Source organism: uncultured Draconibacterium sp., assembly GCF_913063105.1.
Taxonomy (GTDB): Bacteria; Bacteroidota; Bacteroidia; order Bacteroidales; family Prolixibacteraceae; genus Draconibacterium.
In genome coordinates, this window is record NZ_CAJXYQ010000004.1 from 293,869 (window position 1) to 313,438 (window position 19,570).

Below are 19,570 nucleotides of genomic sequence, written 5' to 3' on the forward strand. Positions count from 1 at the left end.
ACAACCAAATTTAGTCTTTCCTGACGATTTTTAACCATCACTAAAGGATTTGATTTTGAGAAATAGTTGGATTGGCTATTTTTGCTGAAAATTTAAAACAATGATTCAACGAATACAGACTTTGTTTATTCTGGTTGCCGGTATGCTTATCGGCTCGCTATATGTTCAAAAATTTGCCGACATTATCGTTAACGACGAACTGCATATTTTTAATGCATTTGGCATTTTTAAAGACGAAGAATTGCTTCACAGCGGTTTACCTCTAATGATTCTGATTGGAATTATTGCAGTACTTCACCTGGTGGCACTGTTCTTATTCAAAAAGCGTATCCTTCAAATTCGAATTATAGGATTCAGCATGCTGCTAATGTTAGGGCTTTCCGGTCTGTTTTTTTACTTTACTTATGCCAGTTTTGAAGAAGCAAAAGTTGCTTTTAAAGTTGCAGTTGCACTGCCTGTTGTTGCCATAATTTTAGACTGGCTTGCCATTCGCGCCATTGGTAAAGATGAAGCCTTGGTGCGCAGCCTGGATCGAATAAGATAATTTCTATTATACACTGAGCTGGTGACTTCAGACTACCAGCTTAGTATTTTCAATACAAAATCAGTTGAAATGCAAGCAATGATTTTCGCCGCCGGGTTGGGAACACGTTTACAGCAAGAAACGGCTGGAAAACCAAAAGCTCTGGTTAATATTGGTGGAAAAACGTTGTTGCAAAGGGCTATTGAAAAACTTCAACACGAGGGAGTGAGCAAAATTGTTGTTAATGTTCACCATTTTGCCCCACAGGTAATCGCTTTTATTGAAAGTAAAGACTGGGGGATTCCGGTATTAATTTCAGACGAAAGCGAAAAACTACTGGAAACCGGTGGCGGATTAAAAAAGGCAGCGCCATTGTTTTCAAAAAATCAGCCCATATTAATTTATAACGTTGACATACTAAGCAACCTTGATTTAAATATTCTAAAGGCAGAGCATCAAGCATCTGGGGCATTGGCAACATTGGTTGTTCGAAAACGCGAAACACAACGGTATTTCAAATTCGACAAGCAAAAAAACCTGGTTGGCTGGTTTAATAAAAAAACCGGCGAAAGCAAGATATCAAGGTCTGAACATTTTAATGAAGCAACAGAAATGGCTTTCAGCGGCATACATATTGTTCAGCCTGAAATTTTTGATATGATGCCGGCCACTGATCGTTTTTCTATCGTTCAGGTGTACCTTGAAGCAGCAAAAACGCATCAAATAAAAGGTTTTTTTGATAAGTCGGCAATGTGGATGGATGTGGGCAAGCCGGCACAATTGGAGGACGCGAGGAAATTATTCAGCTAAAGCAATGATATCGGCATCTACCCAATTTAAAAAGGGCATAAACACCACCACAATCACCTCAACATCTTATAGTTACGATATTCAAACAAACGCATACCAAAAAGTTTTTCGAACCGATAGAGCAAACGGTATTTTAATTTCATGTTTATTTTGGTGGTATCGATATCGAGCTTCCAGTTTAAACGTTGAATACGCTTACGCATTACCATTGGATGCGTACCTTCAAATTTGGCCAGGGCATCGTATTCAGCATGGTAATTAAATTCATCTGCAGCTGCTTTTTCTTGCGCTTCATCCTCTGAGATGTCATCGTAAAAGGCTTTTACTGCATTTATTTTTTCCTGCATAAACTGGGGGTGGCGTACCCAACCATAGTGATAAATTTCTGCTTCTGCCGGTACAACTGTTAATTTCTGTCCGTTTTTGCGAAAGCCCTGGGCATCTTTATACGAGCGAATAGCTTTGTTATTTCGAATAATCCTGATTTCATTTCGGTACCAGTGCCTGCAATCGCCCACATAATCGTAGGTTCCGTAAAAATGTTGATAACCAAACAAAAAACCGTCAACCGCTTCATTTTTAAGATTGGCCTCCATCGCCTTTTTTACCCCCGACAAATATTTTTCGTGCAGCACCTCATCGCCCTGAATGTAAAAACACCAATCGTAAAAGCTGGGGATAGCATCAAAAGCCTTGTTGGTTTCGTCGGCATAGATAAAGCCTCCCTTTTGCAGTTGTTCGTTCCAAACCGTATCAACAATCGTAATTTTATCGGGCGCTATTTCTTCAATAATTTTTCGGGTATGATCATCCGAGTTACCAACGGCAACAACAAAATGATCGCAAATGGGTAAAACCGACGTAATTGCTTCAACAATTGGGAAGTCGAATTTCTCAGCATTTCTGATAAAGGTAAAACCACAAACTTTCATGCTTTTCTTTTTTCGATATAAAAATACAGCAGCAGTTCAATGGCTGAAATCAGCATTAGTGTATTTCCCATTAATTCAAGACCCTCTTCGGTTGCAGCTTTGGCCAGGCGGTAACTTTCGTCGTGATATAAGAGGCGCCAAAACTTCGAACGCCCCATCAGGCGACTAAAAACAAGGGTAACCGTAAAGCCGGCTAAAAACCAGTGGGCCGGTGGCAAGGAAAAAAAAGCGATGCTTGATTGTTTTATTTTTTTGAAGTCACGGATAACTAACCAAACCAAAAAAGCAAAAACGACCAACACGGGGTAAATCCAGCTTTCCAGCAGAAAATTAAATTCGCGAATAAAAGCCATCAGAAAAAACAAAGCAATAAAGTTAGCTACCGTTCGTATTTGCTTCCATTTAAACGCCATAAACAGGTAAAAAACAAACAGCACAAATAAAATTAGCTCCTGCCCTATTTCGGTAAGAGTAATTTCGCCAAAATAACCATCTTCCATCGGGTGTGCCGCATCAAAAAAAATGGCTTCGGCAATACCAAACATAATCAGTGCGTAAATAATAACACGTAGTATTACAAACAGTGGCGAGTAGATTTTCATCCCGTAATCGTTTTTTAATGGATGGCGCTAATTTAAGATAATAATACCTGTACTGAAAATGCAAAGGCATCATTTTCGTTGCTGGGCACTACCGGGTATTTCCCTTTTATTTCGTTGGGCGAGTTTTCTGTTAAAAACGAATGCATGGTATATTCCAGTAAATCAAAATCGTTATAATCGTTACCCAGCCCCATGGTTTCGTTTTTTAATATACCCAGCTGTTTACAAATTTTATTTACGCCGTTACCTTTTGATACAGAATGATGAAAAACTTCAATCCAAATAAAGCCGGGTGTAATTGGCGACGAAGCCCTAATTACCCTGATTTCAGGACACAAAGCCTCAATTTCCGATTTCATAAAAGCAAACCGTTCCTCGTTTTGCCTTATGATGATTAAAAACTGGCATAATTCGCCCTGAGGGAAAGCAGTTTTCTGCAGTGGTTCTGCATGTGCTGCATTAAAATTAAAGTAACGCTCAAACTCTTCGCAATCATTTGCACCTCGGTAATAAAAGTGTTTATGATTTTCGGGTACCGGATAAAAAGCATGAAAATTTATATCGTTGGATGTAAAATAACGAAGCAGCTTTTGGGCCGACGTCTTTTTTATGTTCTGGCTGGCCATGTGTGTTTTTTCTTGCCAGTTGTAAACACCGGCTCCCGACGAAAAAACCACATAATCAAAAGGTAAATCGGGATATAATACCTCCTTAACTTTCTTTAAATTACGACCTGTTGCTGCAACCCGCACTATGTTTTTTTCACCTAAACGGTGTAAGGCATCAATATTGGCCTGGCTAATGGTGCGGTCGTTTTTTAAAAAAGTTCCGTCTAAATCGGTTGCTACTAATCGTATATTCTTCATCATTACTAATCCGTTTCAAAGCTAAAATTAGATAAAATAAACATCACAGCATATTTGCGCCTTTAAATTTCTATTAATCATGTTTAACCTTAAGTTGACAGAGTTCATCGAAATTATTATATGTTTAAAACTACTATGGCTACATTTGAGTATTGTTTTATATTTGTGCCTTGTTTTAAGAATCTGAGGTCGTGAGCAAAATACTTACGCCCCACAAAAGGAAGATACAAAATGAAGATAGCACTAATTGGCTATGGGAGAATGGGCAGGGAAATTGAAAAAATTGCCTTGTCGCGCGGACACGAGATAGGTTTAACAATCGACCTCGACAACCAGAATGATTTAACTGCAGAAAATCTAAAAAAATGCGACGTTGCCATTGAATTTACCATTCCGGCATCGGCCGTTAATAACTACAAATTATGTTTTGAGGCCGGTATTCCGGTGGTTAGCGGAACAACGGGCTGGCTCGATAAAAAAGAGGAAGTATACCAGGCCTGTGCCGCAAACGATGGAACTTTTTTTTACGGAAGTAATTTTTCGGTTGGGGTAAACCTGTTTTTCGAATTAAACAAAAAGCTGGCAGAACTTATGGCGCCCCGTGCCGAATACGCTGTGGAGATGACTGAAGTGCACCATACCAAAAAACTTGATGCGCCAAGCGGCACTGCCATTAGCCTTGCCGAAGACATTATTGAGAACCTGCCGAAGACAAACAATTGGGTAAACGACCAAACTCCTGCCGAGTCAGAAATGAATATAAAATCGGAACGCGTAGGACAAGTACCGGGAATACATACGGTTAAATACGAATCGGATATAGATTTTATTGAAATTACCCACAGCGCAAAAAGCCGTACAGGTTTTGCATCAGGAGCTGTACTTGCGGCAGAATATTGCCTGGAAAACAAAGGCATTTTAACAATGAAAGACTTATTAAAATTATAAAATACAAATTAATGATACGTTCAATCCTTACCAATAAGTGGTTTAAGTTCATTACTATAGGAACACTGTACTCGTTATGGGTAATCTGGCTCGGAAGCTACCTGTGGTTCCTTGGTCTGGCCATAATTTTCGACATTTATATAACCGAGAAAGTACACTGGGCTTTCTGGAAAAAGAAAAATCCACCCAACGGAAAACAAACCAAAGTGGTGGAGTGGGTTGATGCTATCATTTTTGCCGTTATTGCGGCTACTTTTATTCGTATGTTTTTTATTGAAGCCTACACCATCCCCACCTCTTCAATGGAAAAATCGATGCTGGTTGGCGATTACCTTTTTGTAAGCAAAACAGCCTACGGGCCCAAAACACCAAATACTCCGCTATCGTTTCCTTTTGTACACAACACCATGCCTGTTGTTGGCGGAAAATCGTATTCTGAAGCCATTACCCGGCCTTACAAAAGATTAAAAGGATTTACCACCATTAAAAATAACGACGTAGTAGTATTTCATTTCCCGGAAGGCGATACCGTTGCTTTAGGAATTCCGAACCAAAGCTATTACCAGCTTACACGTACTTACGGGAAAAACAGGGTTTGGAGCGAGAAGCGGAATTTTGGCGAAATTATTGCCCGTCCGGTGGATAAACGAGAAAATTACATTAAACGTTGTGTGGGTATACCCGGCGATAAAATAGAAATAAAAAAAGGGCAGCTTTTTGTAAACGACCAGCCACAAGAGAAATATGATGGCATGCAGTTCGATTACCTGGTAAAAACCAACGGTACTGCTATTAATCCAAAAGCACTCGATAAACTTCATATTGCCGAAGACGACCGCAATACCTACTCAAGCCAGCAATACCTGTTTCCGTTAACACAAGACGCTGCTGAAAAAATTGAAGATTTTGCTAACGTTACTGCCGTTGAAAAACTGCTGGAAGAACCTGGAAACTGGGAACGTAACATTTTTCCAGCAGATAGCCGTTACCCTTGGAATGTAGACAATTTTGGACCTCTTACCATACCTGCCAAAGGAGAAACAGTTAGCCTTACCATCGACAACCTGCCGCTATACCGAAGAATAATTGATATTTATGAGGAAAACGACCTTGAGGTAAGCGGAAATGAAATAAAAATTAATGGCGAAGTGGCTACTTCGTACACCTTTAAAATGGATTATTACTGGATGATGGGTGATAACCGCCACAATTCTGCCGACTCGCGCTACTGGGGATTTGTACCGGAAGACCACGTGGTTGGAAAAGCTAAATTTATATGGCTTTCGCTTGACAAAGACAAAAGCTTTCCGGCAAATATCAGGTTTAAACGATTGTTTACCAGAGTTCGCTAAAAAAACAACTTGTGGGCAACTTTAATAAGAAGCACTAATCTTCTTTTTGTTCCACAATGTAAAAAGAAAATATTCGTTTAAGGATAATAGGTAACTGTTATCCTTTTTTTATAATTTAGGATTACATTTTGTAAATCACATCGTATGCAATTAGTTATTGTAATTCTTCTGATTCTGGCAGTACTCCTGGTAATTTTCACCTTACAAAACTCGATTGAAATAACCTTGAGTATCTTTTTCTGGGAAATAAAAGATGCCCCTTTGGTATTGGTACTCATCAGCTGCCTTTTTTTGGGCTACCTGTTAGCTGCTTTCTACTTTTATCCGAGGTTATGGAAACTGAAGCGCGAAAACAGGCAAATGCTTAAATTTCATACCGAATTGCAGGAACTGAAAAAAATGGAAGAAGACAGAAAAGCAGCTGAAGTAACAGACCCCGAAGGTATTGCCCTGGACGAAGATGATGATTCGGATGACACCTTTTTTAACGATTGACAATGGACAACAGCGCATTACTTTTAAGTACAGCTTATTTTGCACCTGTACATTTCTATTCGCGATACTTAAACCACAACAAGGTTTTTATTGAACAGCACGAAAACTTTTGCAAACAAACCTACCGTAACCGCTGCCAGATTCTTGCGGCAAATGGCCCCATCGCCTTGGTTATTCCGGTAGTAAAAGGCCGCGGCCCAAAAATCGTAATAAAAGACCTGCAAATTTCGTACGACGAGCAATGGCAGCGTAATCATTGGCAAACCATAGTTTCAGCTTACAATTCGTCGCCCTATTTTGAATTTTACCAGGATGAGTTGCTTCCTTTCTTCGAGAAAAAAACGAAGTACCTGTTTGACCATAACCTAAAAATTCATGAAACAATTTGCGATTTTTTTGAACTGGAGAACAAATTAATATGCACCCAGGATTTTGAGCAAATTCCGGCAGCTACACTTAACCTGCGCGATGCCATTTCGCCCAAACTAAAAAACAGTACAGACAAGGCATTTGTCCCACAGGAATACACGCAGGTTTTTACCGAAAAATATGGTTTTATTCCTAATCTCAGCATTCTCGATTTGTTATTTAATGAGGGGCCTAACGCTTATACCATTCTTCACAAGAGCATTAACTACTTATCTTAAAAAATGAGCTCCACCTGCTGCAAATGCAGATAAAAAGCATACAATTTTTTTCAATCATATATCTTCTTATTTTTACCAACTAAACCTAAAACCATTGAGATGAAAAAATTTGGCCTAATTAGTTTAATCGTATTTTTTTTATTTAACCTTTCCTGTGCACAACAAAACGAACAAGAGCAGGATCCTTTGCATATTCTTGTTTTTAGTAAAACTGCCGGTTTCCGACACAGCTCAATTTCATCGGGACTAAAAATGCTGTTTGACCAAAGTAAAAAGCAAAACTGGGTAATTACCGCTACAGAAGATGCCTCAATTCTTCGCAACGATTTGCTTTCGAAAATCGACGTAGCAGTATTTTTGAACCCGACCGGAGATGCAATATGTGACGAAGGTCAGGAAGCTTTTGAGCATTTTATGGCAAACGGAAAAGGTTTTGTTGGAATACACGCGGCTGCCGATTGCGAATATGCCTGGCCATTTTACGGGCAGCTTGTTGGTGCCTACTTCCTCACCCATCCGCCGGCACAAAAGGCAACCGTACTTTTCGAGAATTTCGATCATCCGGCAATGAAACCATTTGAAGGGATGAAAAGCTATACCACAACTGATGAGTGGTACTCGTTTAAAGAAAACCCAAGAGCCAGTGTTAATGTACTGGCAAGGTTAGACGAAACAAGCATTACCAAATCGAAAAACGACAAGTGGAGAATGAATGACCACCCGCTAATCTGGTGGAACGATGATGACGGCATTCGGTCATTTTATACCGTTTTTGGGCACACTCACGAAGCTTTTCAGGATAAACTAATAATAGAACACATTACCAACGCCATAAACTGGGCAGGTAAAAGAATTGATTAACAAAACAATAAGTTGTATGTGTTGTTCTTTTTTTCATGAAAAGAAAGAATGGAAAAATTAAACTTGGAATATTTTTAATGCTATTCTCAGGTGTTTTTTTTGCGGCAACTTTGGTTATTCCTTTTTTTGATTTACCCACAAAAACAAAAGTAGCAGCTTCAACCACAAGCTTTGTTTTAATGGAAGTTGTTTTTTGGGCCGGTGGATTATTGGTTGGAAAAGAATTGTTTACGAAATATAAAAAACAATTAAATCCGCTTAATTGGTTCAAAAAAAGCGAATTAAAATAAAAAAGGCTTTAAACAAAATTCAAAGCCTTTTTAACCTCTTTATTATAAAATTTTAAACCCTAGTGTAAGCATAAAAGTGGTTGACTTACCACTTATTAAATCAGGATCGTCATAAATTTTACTGGTATGTTCCACTCTTGCATCAAGGGTTAGAAATAACACATCAACCCCCAAACCGTATTGCACACCACATAAATGATTATTAAAAAAATCATCTTTCAAAAACTCATTCAGTTCATCCGGGTAATTCGAATCGGTAACAAAATTAAAAACGGGGCCGCCCATAATGTGTAGGTCTAAAACAGAGCTTTTTACAATTTTATAGCCTAAAAGTAGTGGCACATCAATGGTTTTATAATCGAATCCTCCGGTTAAAGTTATTATATCAAAAGGGTCGTCGTACGATAAATCACCACCCTTTTTACTAAAATACACTTCGGGCTGAATGTACAAGCGGTCAAATCCAACACGGCCAAATGCCCCCCAATGTAGTTTTGTAATTGCATCTGAGTTAAGGTCGAATTCCCCATCCAGACTCATATTTGAATAATTCACACCGGCTTTTAGTCCCAGGTCGAAAACAGGTTGGGCAAATCCAACTGTTGAAAATAGAATAAACAGAGACGCAAAAAAAAGACGTTTCATAACTTTAGTGTTTTTGTATTGTGTTTTGTTTAATAACGTTAAAATTCTATTTCAAGTATACGGAGATTTAATGAATGAACACGAACCTTTCCGCTGAAAATTCAGGCATGAAAATTGTTTGGTGTACACAAGAAAACAAAAACGCCATGAGAAAAAATCGAACTTTCCTGCTGATTATTTGCACAACACTTTTAATCACAGCCTGTTCCACTCCTGAATATATTCACGATACCTCAAGCTATGAACGCCAGAAAGAACTGCACAACAGTCGCGGTGGAAATGTTTTTGTTGATGTAATGTCTGGCATAGGATCTGTATTTGTTGCGGCCATGCTCGATTGCGAGGTCGATTATGTACCTTCCGATCAGGAATTTAAAAAGCTAAAACTGATAAATCCGACCAGCGATACTCTTTACGTAAATATGCTTACTGACCTGGTTTGGGACAATGAAAATTATTGCGATTTTATGGATATTCGAATTCCACCCAAATTGCATTGTAAAGTAGTGGTGCCTATGCATGCAGCCTATCATTTATATTTCAGTAATACGCCACAAAGCGATGATGACGAAATGATACAAATTTATACTACCGATGTAAAACGATTCACGCTTTATCCGGGAATGACACAATCTGCCGAGAACTAATTTCTTTTATAAAAAATATCAGGGACATAAATTTAATCATTGACATTGAAATTCCCTTTTTGTAAATTGTTGTATAAAAAAAGGGTAAGATGAAAAGAAGGAAGTATAGTATTTGGGCAGTCACAAGTGTGATTATTGTTTTAACTGCAACTGTTCTGCTCTTCCCCGTGGCATCAAATAATCATAAACTTTATAGCATTGTTCTGTACGCGTCTATAAGCATAGTAGTGTTTATGCTCCTATTTCTAATTTGGTTAAATATTTTCGCAACATCCAATAATAAAAAGCCTGTTCAAAAGTAGAGGGCTATTAATGTAAAGCTTAGCCCAGGTATTTTTTAAACTCACTTACATCTTTAACCACCTTAAAATTGCGCGGTAATTTGGGTTCCAGTTCACGCACCTGCCAACCGGTAATAAAAACTTTTTGCTGTTGATAAACATTTTTCAGTTTGGCCAGGTATTGTTCCAACTCCTCTTTTGGCAAAGGGCTTATAAAAGCTGTAAAAACAAAGTCAATTTTTACGTGCAACTGCATTTTTTCCAAATCGTTAAACGGCACAAACTGACCTAAATAAATAACGTTATAACCGGCTTTTCCGGCCAAATACGAGTAAAACAACAGGCTTAACTCATGCAATTCATTATCGGGCAAATAAAACAACATATTCTTGCCTTTGTGCATGGTAACTTCAAGCGAATCAATTGCTGCAATTAATTTCTGCCGGATCAAATGTGTTACATAATGCTCCTGTGCCGGAAAAATTGATCCAACCTGCCAGTAGGTACCAATGCGTTCAAATAGTCCGAAAAATATTTTTTGCATGGCATCTTCCAATCCATATTTTTCCAGAATTTCCTGAACTAAAGAATAAAAGTTAACATTGTCAAAATTTACCATGTAAAGCAACAGGCGGTCAACGTACGATGCATCGGTATTTTTCGATTGAGCAACATCCAGCACTGTTTCCTTAATAGTATCCTCTTCCCAAACGGCAACTTTCGATATTTTATAACCGTTGCGAACCAAAAGCGATATGTTTAACATTCGTTTTAAATCATTGTCGGTGTAATACCTTATGTTGGTATCCGTTCGTTCGGGTTTTAATAAATCGTATCTTTTCTCCCATATCCGTATGGTATGAGCTTTAATGCCTGATAACGTTTCCAGGTCTTTTATTGAATATCCCTCTGTTTTCATCTTAAAAATATTTTTGTCATTAATGGCGTTAATTATTGTGTTAACAACTGCAGGCTTTATTTTGTTTAACCTTGAAACTACAAATAATAAACAAAAATAAACAAAATGCTTTATTAAAATTAATTTTGAAAGATTATGGTCTCAATTCAGTAAGGTTCTGTTTTTTCTTTCATTTTTGTATTAAAATTTCATTTATGAAAAAACGAATATTGTTTTTTGTGGCACTGTTACTCGTTTTTATTCTGCCGGCGCACGGAAAGGAATATGCCATTGTTATTCATGGCGGTGCAGGAGTAATGGCTAAGGATAAAATGAATGAAGAAAGTAGATTGAGGTATAAAGAAAAACTTAATGAAGCGCTGATGCTAGGCGAAAAATTATTAAAAGAGGGGAAATCGGCTACTGACGTGGTGGTACAGGTGATTAATGTTTTAGAAGATTCGCCCTTGTTTAATGCCGGAAAAGGTGCAGTTTTCACACATGATGGTTTTAACGAACTTGACGCCTCAATTATGGAAGGAAAAACATTAAATGCCGGAGCCATTGCCGGTGTTCGCGATGTTAAAAATCCGATAAATGCAGCACGCGAAGTAATGCAAAACTCAGAACATGTGATGTTAAGCGGCGAGGGAGCTTCAGCATTTGCCCGGCAACAAGGGCTGGAGCTGGTTCCCAATAGCTATTTTTACACCGAACGGCGCTATAAATCGTTACAACAGATACTTAAACACGAGCGCCAGAATACACCAAATGATAAAACCGGCACGGTTGGCTGCGTTATTCTCGACAGCTATGGGAATTTATGTGCCGGAACTTCAACAGGTGGAATGACCAACAAAAAATATGGCCGAATTGGCGACTCTCCCATTATCGGAGCCGGTACCTATGCCAATAATAAAACATGTGCTGTATCCTGCACCGGACATGGCGAATACTACATTCGGCTGGGTTTTGCACGCGACATATCGGCCATGATGGAATACCAAAACCTTAGCGTTGGCGAAGCCTGTAAAAAGGAAATTGAAAAATTAAGCGAACTGAATGGTACCGGAGGTGTTATTGCTGTTGACGCTTACGGCAACGTGGCCATGGAGTTTAACACCAGCGGAATGTTTCGTGGATTTATTAAATCATCAGGCGAAAAAGAAATTGCTATTTTTAACGACGAAAATTAATAAAGCCCGTTAACCATTAGAAGGGGCAGACAGAACTGACATGAAATTTTTATACCCTACATTTTTATTCGCCTTACTGGCCATTGCCATTCCGGTAATCATTCATCTGTTTAGCTTTAAACGCTACAAAACGGTGTACTTTAGTAATGTTAGTTTTTTAAAAGACATTAAAAAAGAATCGAAAAAAAAATCGAGACTGAAACAATTGCTCATACTGGCCGCACGTATTCTTACCATTATTTTTTTAGTGTTTGCCTTTGCCCAGCCCTTTATTCCGGCTAATCGCGATTCGCAAAAAAGCAATCAGCAACTGGTAGCCGTTTATATTGACAATTCATTTTCGATGAATGCCCTGTCGGAGCATGGGCAATTGCTTGAGGTCGCGCGTAACAAGGCCCTGGAGATTTGTATGGCCTACCCTCCCGGCACCAAATTTCGGTTATTTACCAACGACTTGAATCCTAAGCACCAGCATATTTTTAACAAAGAGCAGTTTATCCAACAGGTTTCAGGCATTCAGTCCAGTCCAACGGTTGTTCCCTTATCGTTAATTTACAATCGTTTTGCCAACGAAATAGAAAACGGTGCAGATAAAAACCTATACCTGATTTCCGATTTTCAGCGCAGTATTTCCGACATTCATAATTTTTCCACTGCCGATATTTTTAGTTACTACCTGCCACTTGTGCCAAACGAGGTCGCGAACCTTTACATCGATTCATGCTGGGTTGAAATTCCATCGCACCGCCTGGGACAGGAAGAAAATATGTTTGTACGGATTAAAAATGTATCGAAGCAAAATTACCAGAATTTACCGCTTAAATTATTTCTAAACGACTCGATAAAATCGATTACCAACTTTTCGGTTGAAGCACAAAACGAAGTGGTTACAAACCTGAAATACAACAACACCAGCAGCGGCATTCAGTTAGGAAAAATTGAAATTACAGATTACCCTTTTACCCACGACAACAATTGGTACATTAGCTACTTTGTTGAACCCCGTTTAAAAGCACTTGCACTATACGATAACAATACGGAATCGAAAGAAGGATTAAGCTACCTAAAGGCACTTTTTGCTAACGACGAATATGTTCAGCTTGATGAAATGAACCGTCAAAACCTTCAGGTTAATAAACTTGGCGAGTACAATACTATTTTTCTGCTAAACATCGATAACTTTTCGAGCGGACTGTTAAACCAGCTCGAAACTGTTGTTTCCAACGGTACCTCAGTTACACTTTTCCCGGTTATGTTGAGGAACCCGGAGCCAATCAATAATTTTCTGTCCATTTTTAAAGCCAACCAAATCGTAAGTATCGATTCAACAAAACAGGATATCGCATCCATTGATTTTGAGAATAAATTTTACGCTGAAGTATTTAAAAAACGGGAGAAGAATCCTGTGCTTCCAAAAATTAACGGGCACTATAGGTTTGCCGGAAGCACACAATCTGATGAACAAACTTTACTGGCATTTCAGAATGGAGACAAAGCCCTGTCGCAAATTAATTATGGCGATGGAAAGGTTTGGGTTTTTGCCTTCCCCTTAGCTAAAACAAACGAATTGTTTGCGCGCGACATACTTTTTGTTCCTACCCTTTACAATATTGTTTTAAACAGTTTGGCAAAACAGGAAATTGCATTTACTGTAGGTAAAAACACTTTTTACACTATCCCAAGAAACCGGCAAATTGATTTAAATGCCACACTTGAAATTGCCCATTCTTCTTCTGAAGAAAACTTTATACCTGCTAAAAGTAACTTCGGCAGAACTGTTCGTTTAGAGTTCGACGATAAAATAAAAACCGATGGCCATTACCTGGTAAAAAATGGCATGCAAACCATTGCCTCTTTAGCGTTCAACTTTAACCGTTTAGAGTCGGATTTACGCTATTTTAACGCCACCGAACTTGAAAACCGTTTACAAGACGCGCAATTAACCAATGCCACACTTATTCGGGAGGTTCAGCGAAATTTTACCGAAATATTTGACGATTTGCAAAATGGAAAACAGTTGTGGAAATGGTGTATTTTGCTGGCCCTGCTGTTTATTGTTGCCGAAGTACTACTTTCGCGGTTTTGGAAATAAAGTAACTGTCATAAAATTATTGGGTTTTACCCATAAACCGGAAAATTAGATTCCGGCAGCCGGCTTCCCCTGTTCTTCAAAAAACTGACATTTCTCACTGCTATTTAACACCAGTATTTGAGTTGCTTTTTCAATTCAAAAGTCGTATTTCTGCATTAAAATTAAACAAGAGAACATGACTAAAATGACAACGGCAGATTACATGGCCAAAGAAGATAAATTTGGCGCACACAACTACCATCCGCTTCCGGTTGTACTTTCAAAAGGAGAAGGAGTATTTGTTTGGGATGTTGAAGGAAAAAAATATTTCGACTTTTTAGCTGCTTACTCAGCTGTAAACCAGGGACATTGTCACCCAAAAATTATTGATGCACTTACGCAGCAGGCCAAAACACTGGCATTAACATCGCGGGCATTTTACAACGATGTATTGGGCGAATGGGAAGAGTACATGACCAGGTTGTTTGGCTACGACAAAATGCTTCCGATGAACTCGGGTGCCGAAGCCGATGAAACAGCGCTGAAACTGGTAAGAAAATGGGCCTATAAGGTAAAAGGCATACCTGCTAACGAGGCAAAAATTGTGGTTTGCGATGGTAATTTCCACGGACGTACCATCACCATCATTTCCATGTCAAGCGATCCGGATGCTTACACCCATTACGGACCTTACACGCCAGGCTTTGTGAACATACCTTATAACGACATTGAACGACTGGAGAAAGAATTGCAAGACCCAAATGTAGCCGGATTTTTAGTGGAACCCATACAAGCTGAGGCCGGAGTTTATGTTCCGGAAGATGGCTACCTGAAAAAAGCCAGGGAGCTTTGTAAAAAATACAATGTTTTATTTGTTGCAGACGAAGTACAAACCGGACTGGCACGTACCGGTAAAATGTTGGCATGCGACCACGAAAATGTACGCCCGGATATCCTGGTACTTGGAAAAGCAGTTTCAGGTGGAATTTATCCGGTGTCGTGCGTACTTGCCGACGATGAAATTATGCTGACCATAAAACCGGGCGAGCACGGCAGCACCTACGGGGGCAACCCTATTGCCGGAAAAGTGGCCATGGCCGCTATTGATGTTATAAAAGATGAAGGCCTGGTAGAAAACGCTGAACGTCTTGGCGAAATTTTCAGAAAAGAAATGAAGTCAATCGACTCGCCACTTATTGAAGTGGTTCGCGGAAAAGGCTTACTAAATGCGGTTGCAATTAAACCAACCAACGGCAAAACGGCCTGGGATGTGTGCCTGGCATTAAAAGAAAACGGCTTAATAGCCAAACCAACGCACGAACACATTATCCGTTTTACGCCACCACTGGTTATTACCGAAGAACAAATGATGGAAGCCATTGCCATCATTAAAAAAACGATAAAACAATTTGAGGTTTAAAACACCTGCTAAATATTAAAAATGCCGCATGAAACAATTCATGCGGCATTTTTTTAAAAGTTGTTTTGTTTACAAACGTATGGTAAACTTTTTTAAACGTTCGTTTAGCATCCCCTCCGGAATAATTGTTTTAAATGCTTCCCCCACAATATTTAACAGTCGCTCTTTTACAAAGTTTTTATGAATAACAATTGAAACCTCGCGAATGGCCGGCGGATTATTAATCTCTCTAACATTTTGCCGTTGCCCTTCAGTTAGCAGGGGCAAGTGTAACTCCGGAATCAGTGTGTAACCGCCATTGATGTCAACAATGCGCACCAGTGTTTCAATACTGCCTGCTTCAAAAACATGAGTGTACGGAATACTAGCCGAACAGAAATTAAATACCTGGTCGCGTAAACAATGGCCTTCTTCCAATACCCACAATTTTTCCTGAGGCATATTTTCGGGGTGTAAAGGAACATCTTTAAGCGGATGATCTGCAGAAAAATAAGCATAGAAGCGCTCGTAAAAAAGCGGAATCTCCAAAAAATCGGGTTGATCGAGTGGAGTTGCCGCAATAAACATATCAACCGAATCTTTTTTTAATGCTTCAATCAACGTGGCTGTATTCATTTCCGACATGGTAAGCTTTACGGAGTCACACTTCTCTGAAAAAACCTGAATAAACCGGGGTACCAAATATGTCGCTAATGTTGGTATAACGCCAATATGCAACGAACCACTTAAGGTATCGGTCTCATTCAAAACAATTTCTCCTATTTTTCGAATCTCTGTCAGTGCGCGCTCAGCCTGTTCAATAATTTTTTCACCAATTGAGGTAGGAGCAACGGGATGTTTCGACCGATCGAAAATCTCAATATTCAATTCCGATTCCAGTTTCTGAATCATGGTACTAAGTGTTGGTTGCGTAACCCCGCATTTTTTTGAGGCTGTTACAAAATGCCGGTATTTATTAAGGGCCAGTATGTACTCTAATTGCTGCAGTGTCATAATATTGATTCTATCAATACAAATATACATTTTATCTGTTTGATTAATACGAAAACACACATTATGTTTGCAACAGAAATTATTGAAAAAGACAAATAATCAATTAAAAATTAAAATTAGAAACTATGTCACAAATTGGAAAACAAGTAGTAGATTTTGAGGTACAAGCGTTTGTAAATAACGATTTTAAAACCGTAAAAAAAGAAGACGTTCTGGGAAAATGGTCGGTATTTTTCTTTTATCCGGCGGATTTCACCTTCGTTTGCCCCACCGAATTAGAAGACCTGGCAAACAAATACGACGAATTTAAAGCTACCGGCGCTGAAATTTATTCGGTTTCAACCGATACTCATTTTGTTCATAAAGCATGGCACGACACTTCAGAAACCATCAAAAAAATCAACTACCCCATGTTGGCCGACCCAACGGGTGTTTTAACACGCGGATTTGATGTAATGATTGAAGAAGCAGGTTTGGCTGAGCGTGGAACCTTTATTGTAAATCCACAAGGCGAAATTGTTGCGTATGAAGTGGTTGCAGGCAACGTAGGAAGAAATGCCGACGAACTGCTTCGCCGCTTAAAAGCACTGCAGTTTGTTGCCGAACATCCGTCGGAAGTTTGTCCGGCAAAATGGGAAGAAGGCCAAAAAACATTAGAACCCAGCATTGATCTTGTTGGAGTGATTTAATCATACGCCATTTAAAGAAATCGAAAAAACCAGGAGCAGCATTTTCGGCTGCTCCTTCAAAAAACCAAAGTCATGTTACAACAAGCCATAAAAGATAAATTACAAGAAGTTTTCAGCCCGCTAAAAAACAATTACACCTTTCAGGTTGCAGTTGCTAACACTCATCCTGACAAAGCCCAGTTAACAGGTTTGTTGGAAGATGTAGCTGCTACCTCCGAAAAATTAACTGTAACTGTTGAAGACAAAGCAGGACTGGAATTCACCATTTTAAAAAATGGGCAAGCCACCAATATTGTATTTCGTGCGGTGCCCAACGGACACGAATTTCCATCCTTACTAACCGCAATTTTAAACCTCGATGGTATTGGCAAGAACCTGCCGGACGAAGCAGTTGCCAACCAAATAAAAGGGCTAAAAGGCGAGATTGTACTTAAAAGCTACATTTCGCTTACCTGTACCAATTGTCCGGAAGTGGTTCAGGCACTGAATGTTTTAACAATCATAAACCCAAATGTTCGTCATGAAATTATTGACGGGCAAATTAACAAGCAGGAAGTTGAAGCAATGGGAATACAGGCCGTTCCGACTGTTTATGCCAATGGCGAGCAGTTGCACGTTGGCCGATCTTCAATTGGAGAATTGCTGACAAAACTGGAAAAGCAAGTTGGCTCCGAGCCTGTTGAAAGTACTCCCGTTGAAAAAGAATATGATGTTGTAGTTGTTGGTGGAGGGCCTGCGGGTGTTTCTGCAGCTGTTTACTCCGCTCGAAAAGGTTTTTCGGTGGCTTTGGTGGCCGAGAAAGTTGGTGGCCAATTAAACGAAACCGTTTCAATTGAAAACATGATTTCGATTCCACAAACAACCGGAACAAAACTTTCGGCCGATTTAATGAATCACCTGCAAGACTACCCAATAGATGTGCTTGAAAACCGACGGGTGGAAAATGTGTCGTTAAAAAATGGATGGAAAGAAGTTAAAACTTCGCTGAACGAAACATTTACAACACCTGCCCTAATAATTGCAACGGGTGCCAGCTGGAGACGTTTGGGTGTTCCGGGCGAAAATGAATACATCGGTTCGGGGGTTGCGTTCTGTACCCATTGCGACGGACCATTTTACAAAGGGAAAAAAGTAGTTGTAGTTGGGGGTGGAAACTCTGGCCTGGAAGCCGCTATCGACCTTTCATCAATTGCATCGGAAGTTACCGTGCTTGAGTTTATGGACGAGCTTAAAGGCGACCAGGTTTTACAAGACAAATTAAAAACATTAACGAATGTAAAAATTTATACCAGTGCACAAACAACAGCAGTTATTGGCAATGGCAGCAAAGTTACCGCGCTGGAATATAAAAACAGAGAATCAGAAAAAACGGAAACGATAGCTACTGATGGCGTTTTTGTTCAGATTGGCTTACAAGCCAACAGCAAAGTATTTTCGGAAATGGTGGAAACCAATCGCATGGGCGAAATTGAAATTGATGCCCATTGCCGTACTAAACAAGCCGGTGTTTATGCTGCCGGAGATGTTTCGGTGGTTCCATACAAACAAATTGTAATTGCAATGGGCGAAGGATCAAAAGCTGCGCTCTCCGCCTTTGAAGACAAGATTAAAAACAAGTTGGTTCAGAATTAATAATCATACATTTTTCGTCTTTAATTTATCCCGGCCTTTTGGTCGGGATTTGTTTTTTATTTTGGTTCCAACAGCTTTAATCTTCTGTTAATTATCGCGTCTGAACGATTTTAAATTCAAAAAACATTTAGTTTTGCAGCATGTTGATTTTAGACTTTCTGAAGGGTATTTTAATTGGATTCTTAGCCTCAGCACCGCTGGGAGCAGTGGGGATTTTTATCATCCAGCGTACGATAAACCGGGGACGTAGTGTTGGTTTTTTGTCGGGGCTTGGAGCTGCACTTTCCGACAGCATTTATGCCGGTATTTCAGGCTTAAGTGTGGCTCTGGTTTTACCAGTGGTGCGCGAATACGAATTGGCTTTACGTATTTTTGGCTCCGTTTTATTGATAGCACTCGGCCTTTTTGTTTTTTTATCGCACCCTGAACGTTACGCCGGAGGAAACCCGGAACTAACAAATGCGCCTGCCAAAAATATCTTGCATACTTTTTTAATTGCCGCCAGTAATCCGCTTATTATGTTTCTGCACCTTGGATTATTCTCTGCATTTGGCGTTGTGCTTCAATTTGGCAAACTAACCGAAGCCATGCTTTTTTTACTTGGTTTTTTTGGCGGAGCCGCTACCTGGTGGTTTGTATTAACCTGGTTGATAAATTTATTTAGACACCGCTTTTCGTTAAAAATTTGTTTGGTTTTTAACCGGCTTGCCGGAACAGCAATAATAGCTTTTGTGTTGATTTTACTGGCTGGCTGGATGTTTTAATTCACCCA

The 19,570-nt window shown here is 39.4% G+C and carries 21 protein-coding genes; 15 read left to right on the plus strand and 6 right to left on the minus strand.

Annotation, left to right across the window (positions count from 1 at the left end; all coding sequences use genetic code 11):
• Positions 1-100 precede the first annotated feature (100 nt).
• A complete protein-coding gene (locus tag QZ574_RS05935) occupies positions 101-544 on the plus strand; it encodes a DUF4293 domain-containing protein (RefSeq protein ID WP_297087788.1) in 444 nt (147 codons plus the stop codon).
• A 69-nt stretch (positions 545-613) separates the two neighbouring features.
• Entirely contained in the window at positions 614-1,333 is a 720-nt protein-coding gene (locus QZ574_RS05940) for a nucleotidyltransferase family protein (protein ID WP_297087792.1), read from the plus strand.
• A gap of 53 nt (positions 1,334-1,386) precedes the next feature.
• Here the strand turns inward: QZ574_RS05940 and QZ574_RS05945 are convergent, their stop codons facing one another.
• Genes QZ574_RS05945 through QZ574_RS05955 form a run of 3 tightly spaced genes read right to left on the minus strand, consistent with a single transcriptional unit; the run spans position 1,387 to position 3,736 of the window.
• On the minus strand, positions 1,387-2,265 hold the full coding sequence (locus tag QZ574_RS05945) for a hypothetical protein (protein WP_297087794.1): 879 nt from the start codon (positions 2,263-2,265) through the stop codon (positions 1,387-1,389).
• A complete protein-coding gene (locus tag QZ574_RS05950) occupies positions 2,262-2,867 on the minus strand; it encodes a hypothetical protein (protein ID WP_297087796.1) in 606 nt (201 codons plus the stop codon). The genes QZ574_RS05945 and QZ574_RS05950 overlap by 4 nt, the downstream gene beginning before the upstream one ends.
• A gap of 32 nt (positions 2,868-2,899) precedes the next feature.
• Positions 2,900-3,736: an HAD family hydrolase gene (locus QZ574_RS05955; RefSeq protein WP_297087798.1), complete on the minus strand. Its 837-nt coding sequence runs from the start codon at positions 3,734-3,736 to the stop codon at positions 2,900-2,902.
• Positions 3,737-3,964: 228 nt separating this feature from the next.
• Here QZ574_RS05955 and dapB point away from each other — a divergent pair, with 228 nt between their 5' ends.
• The 6 genes from dapB to QZ574_RS05985 all read left to right on the plus strand — a co-directional run bounded on the left by dapB (position 3,965) and on the right by QZ574_RS05985 (position 8,326).
• Complete coding sequence (gene dapB / locus QZ574_RS05960) at positions 3,965-4,681, plus strand: 4-hydroxy-tetrahydrodipicolinate reductase (RefSeq protein WP_297087799.1); 717 nt, start codon at positions 3,965-3,967, stop codon at positions 4,679-4,681.
• Positions 4,682-4,692: 11 nt separating this feature from the next.
• Positions 4,693-6,033, plus strand: coding sequence for a signal peptidase I (gene lepB, locus QZ574_RS05965; RefSeq protein WP_297087801.1), 1,341 nt, complete (start codon positions 4,693-4,695; stop codon positions 6,031-6,033).
• A 144-nt stretch (positions 6,034-6,177) separates the two neighbouring features.
• Complete coding sequence (locus QZ574_RS05970; protein ID WP_297087803.1) at positions 6,178-6,528, plus strand: LapA family protein; 351 nt, start codon at positions 6,178-6,180, stop codon at positions 6,526-6,528.
• A gap of 2 nt (positions 6,529-6,530) precedes the next feature.
• Entirely contained in the window at positions 6,531-7,175 is a 645-nt protein-coding gene (locus QZ574_RS05975) for a WbqC family protein (protein WP_297087805.1), read from the plus strand.
• Between the two features lie 99 nt (positions 7,176-7,274).
• On the plus strand, positions 7,275-8,036 hold the full coding sequence (locus tag QZ574_RS05980; RefSeq protein ID WP_297087807.1) for a ThuA domain-containing protein: 762 nt from the start codon (positions 7,275-7,277) through the stop codon (positions 8,034-8,036).
• Between the two features lie 35 nt (positions 8,037-8,071).
• Entirely contained in the window at positions 8,072-8,326 is a 255-nt protein-coding gene (locus tag QZ574_RS05985) for a transporter suffix domain-containing protein (protein WP_297087809.1), read from the plus strand.
• Between the two features lie 42 nt (positions 8,327-8,368).
• Here the strand turns inward: QZ574_RS05985 and QZ574_RS05990 are convergent, their stop codons facing one another.
• A complete protein-coding gene (locus QZ574_RS05990; RefSeq protein WP_297087811.1) occupies positions 8,369-8,971 on the minus strand; it encodes a porin family protein in 603 nt (200 codons plus the stop codon).
• Positions 8,972-9,117: 146 nt separating this feature from the next.
• Here QZ574_RS05990 and QZ574_RS05995 point away from each other — a divergent pair, with 146 nt between their 5' ends.
• Positions 9,118-9,618 (plus strand): hypothetical protein, encoded by a 501-nt coding sequence (locus tag QZ574_RS05995; protein WP_297087813.1) that lies wholly within the window; start codon positions 9,118-9,120, stop codon positions 9,616-9,618.
• A gap of 321 nt (positions 9,619-9,939) precedes the next feature.
• Here the strand turns inward: QZ574_RS05995 and QZ574_RS06000 are convergent, their stop codons facing one another.
• Positions 9,940-10,818 carry a MerR family transcriptional regulator gene (locus QZ574_RS06000; RefSeq protein WP_297087816.1) on the minus strand — a complete coding sequence of 293 codons (879 nt, stop codon included), beginning with the start codon at positions 10,816-10,818 and terminating at the stop codon, positions 9,940-9,942.
• A 194-nt stretch (positions 10,819-11,012) separates the two neighbouring features.
• Between QZ574_RS06000 and QZ574_RS06005 the strand changes: the two genes are divergently transcribed.
• The 3 genes from QZ574_RS06005 to rocD all read left to right on the plus strand — a co-directional run bounded on the left by QZ574_RS06005 (position 11,013) and on the right by rocD (position 15,484).
• On the plus strand, positions 11,013-11,993 hold the full coding sequence (locus QZ574_RS06005; protein ID WP_297087819.1) for an isoaspartyl peptidase/L-asparaginase: 981 nt from the start codon (positions 11,013-11,015) through the stop codon (positions 11,991-11,993).
• 40 nt (positions 11,994-12,033) lie between these two features.
• Positions 12,034-14,085 carry a BatA domain-containing protein gene (locus QZ574_RS06010; protein WP_297087821.1) on the plus strand — a complete coding sequence of 684 codons (2,052 nt, stop codon included), beginning with the start codon at positions 12,034-12,036 and terminating at the stop codon, positions 14,083-14,085.
• Positions 14,086-14,260: 175 nt separating this feature from the next.
• Positions 14,261-15,484: an ornithine--oxo-acid transaminase gene (gene rocD / locus QZ574_RS06015; protein WP_297087823.1), complete on the plus strand. Its 1,224-nt coding sequence runs from the start codon at positions 14,261-14,263 to the stop codon at positions 15,482-15,484.
• A 69-nt stretch (positions 15,485-15,553) separates the two neighbouring features.
• On the opposite strand, the gene QZ574_RS06020 is transcribed toward rocD, so the two are convergent.
• Positions 15,554-16,477 (minus strand): hydrogen peroxide-inducible genes activator, encoded by a 924-nt coding sequence (locus QZ574_RS06020; RefSeq protein ID WP_297087825.1) that lies wholly within the window; start codon positions 16,475-16,477, stop codon positions 15,554-15,556.
• 125 nt (positions 16,478-16,602) lie between these two features.
• On the opposite strand from QZ574_RS06020, the gene ahpC reads away from it, so the two are divergent.
• The 3 genes from ahpC (at position 16,603) to QZ574_RS06035 (ending at position 19,562) form a co-directional block, all read left to right on the plus strand.
• Entirely contained in the window at positions 16,603-17,166 is a 564-nt protein-coding gene (gene ahpC / locus QZ574_RS06025) for an alkyl hydroperoxide reductase subunit C (RefSeq protein WP_297087827.1), read from the plus strand.
• Positions 17,167-17,238: 72 nt separating this feature from the next.
• Positions 17,239-18,798 (plus strand): alkyl hydroperoxide reductase subunit F, encoded by a 1,560-nt coding sequence (ahpF, locus tag QZ574_RS06030; protein ID WP_297087829.1) that lies wholly within the window; start codon positions 17,239-17,241, stop codon positions 18,796-18,798.
• 140 nt (positions 18,799-18,938) lie between these two features.
• Positions 18,939-19,562 carry a LysE family transporter gene (locus QZ574_RS06035; protein ID WP_297087832.1) on the plus strand — a complete coding sequence of 208 codons (624 nt, stop codon included), beginning with the start codon at positions 18,939-18,941 and terminating at the stop codon, positions 19,560-19,562.
• Positions 19,563-19,570: the final 8 nt, after the last annotated feature.

Excerpts from the sequence above, each read along its gene's own strand:
- QZ574_RS05935 (WP_297087788.1), top strand. The coding sequence starts at position 101 with ATGATTCAACGAATACAGACTTTGTTTATTCTGGTTGCCGGTATGCTT.
- QZ574_RS05940 (WP_297087792.1), top strand. The coding sequence starts at position 614 with ATGCAAGCAATGATTTTCGCCGCCGGGTTGGGAACACGTTTACAGCAA.
- QZ574_RS05945 (WP_297087794.1), bottom strand. The coding sequence starts at position 2,265 with ATGAAAGTTTGTGGTTTTACCTTTATCAGAAATGCTGAGAAATTCGAC.
- QZ574_RS05950 (WP_297087796.1), bottom strand. The coding sequence starts at position 2,867 with ATGAAAATCTACTCGCCACTGTTTGTAATACTACGTGTTATTATTTAC.
- QZ574_RS05955 (WP_297087798.1), bottom strand. The coding sequence starts at position 3,736 with ATGATGAAGAATATACGATTAGTAGCAACCGATTTAGACGGAACTTTT.
- dapB (WP_297087799.1), top strand. The coding sequence starts at position 3,965 with ATGAAGATAGCACTAATTGGCTATGGGAGAATGGGCAGGGAAATTGAA.
- lepB (WP_297087801.1), top strand. The coding sequence starts at position 4,693 with ATGATACGTTCAATCCTTACCAATAAGTGGTTTAAGTTCATTACTATA.
- QZ574_RS05970 (WP_297087803.1), top strand. The coding sequence starts at position 6,178 with ATGCAATTAGTTATTGTAATTCTTCTGATTCTGGCAGTACTCCTGGTA.
- QZ574_RS05975 (WP_297087805.1), top strand. The coding sequence starts at position 6,531 with ATGGACAACAGCGCATTACTTTTAAGTACAGCTTATTTTGCACCTGTA.
- QZ574_RS05980 (WP_297087807.1), top strand. The coding sequence starts at position 7,275 with ATGAAAAAATTTGGCCTAATTAGTTTAATCGTATTTTTTTTATTTAAC.
- QZ574_RS05985 (WP_297087809.1), top strand. The coding sequence starts at position 8,072 with ATGAAAAGAAAGAATGGAAAAATTAAACTTGGAATATTTTTAATGCTA.
- QZ574_RS05990 (WP_297087811.1), bottom strand. The coding sequence starts at position 8,971 with ATGAAACGTCTTTTTTTTGCGTCTCTGTTTATTCTATTTTCAACAGTT.
- QZ574_RS05995 (WP_297087813.1), top strand. The coding sequence starts at position 9,118 with ATGAGAAAAAATCGAACTTTCCTGCTGATTATTTGCACAACACTTTTA.
- QZ574_RS06000 (WP_297087816.1), bottom strand. The coding sequence starts at position 10,818 with ATGAAAACAGAGGGATATTCAATAAAAGACCTGGAAACGTTATCAGGC.
- QZ574_RS06005 (WP_297087819.1), top strand. The coding sequence starts at position 11,013 with ATGAAAAAACGAATATTGTTTTTTGTGGCACTGTTACTCGTTTTTATT.
- QZ574_RS06010 (WP_297087821.1), top strand. The coding sequence starts at position 12,034 with ATGAAATTTTTATACCCTACATTTTTATTCGCCTTACTGGCCATTGCC.
- rocD (WP_297087823.1), top strand. The coding sequence starts at position 14,261 with ATGACTAAAATGACAACGGCAGATTACATGGCCAAAGAAGATAAATTT.
- QZ574_RS06020 (WP_297087825.1), bottom strand. The coding sequence starts at position 16,477 with ATGACACTGCAGCAATTAGAGTACATACTGGCCCTTAATAAATACCGG.
- ahpC (WP_297087827.1), top strand. The coding sequence starts at position 16,603 with ATGTCACAAATTGGAAAACAAGTAGTAGATTTTGAGGTACAAGCGTTT.
- ahpF (WP_297087829.1), top strand. The coding sequence starts at position 17,239 with ATGTTACAACAAGCCATAAAAGATAAATTACAAGAAGTTTTCAGCCCG.
- QZ574_RS06035 (WP_297087832.1), top strand. The coding sequence starts at position 18,939 with ATGTTGATTTTAGACTTTCTGAAGGGTATTTTAATTGGATTCTTAGCC.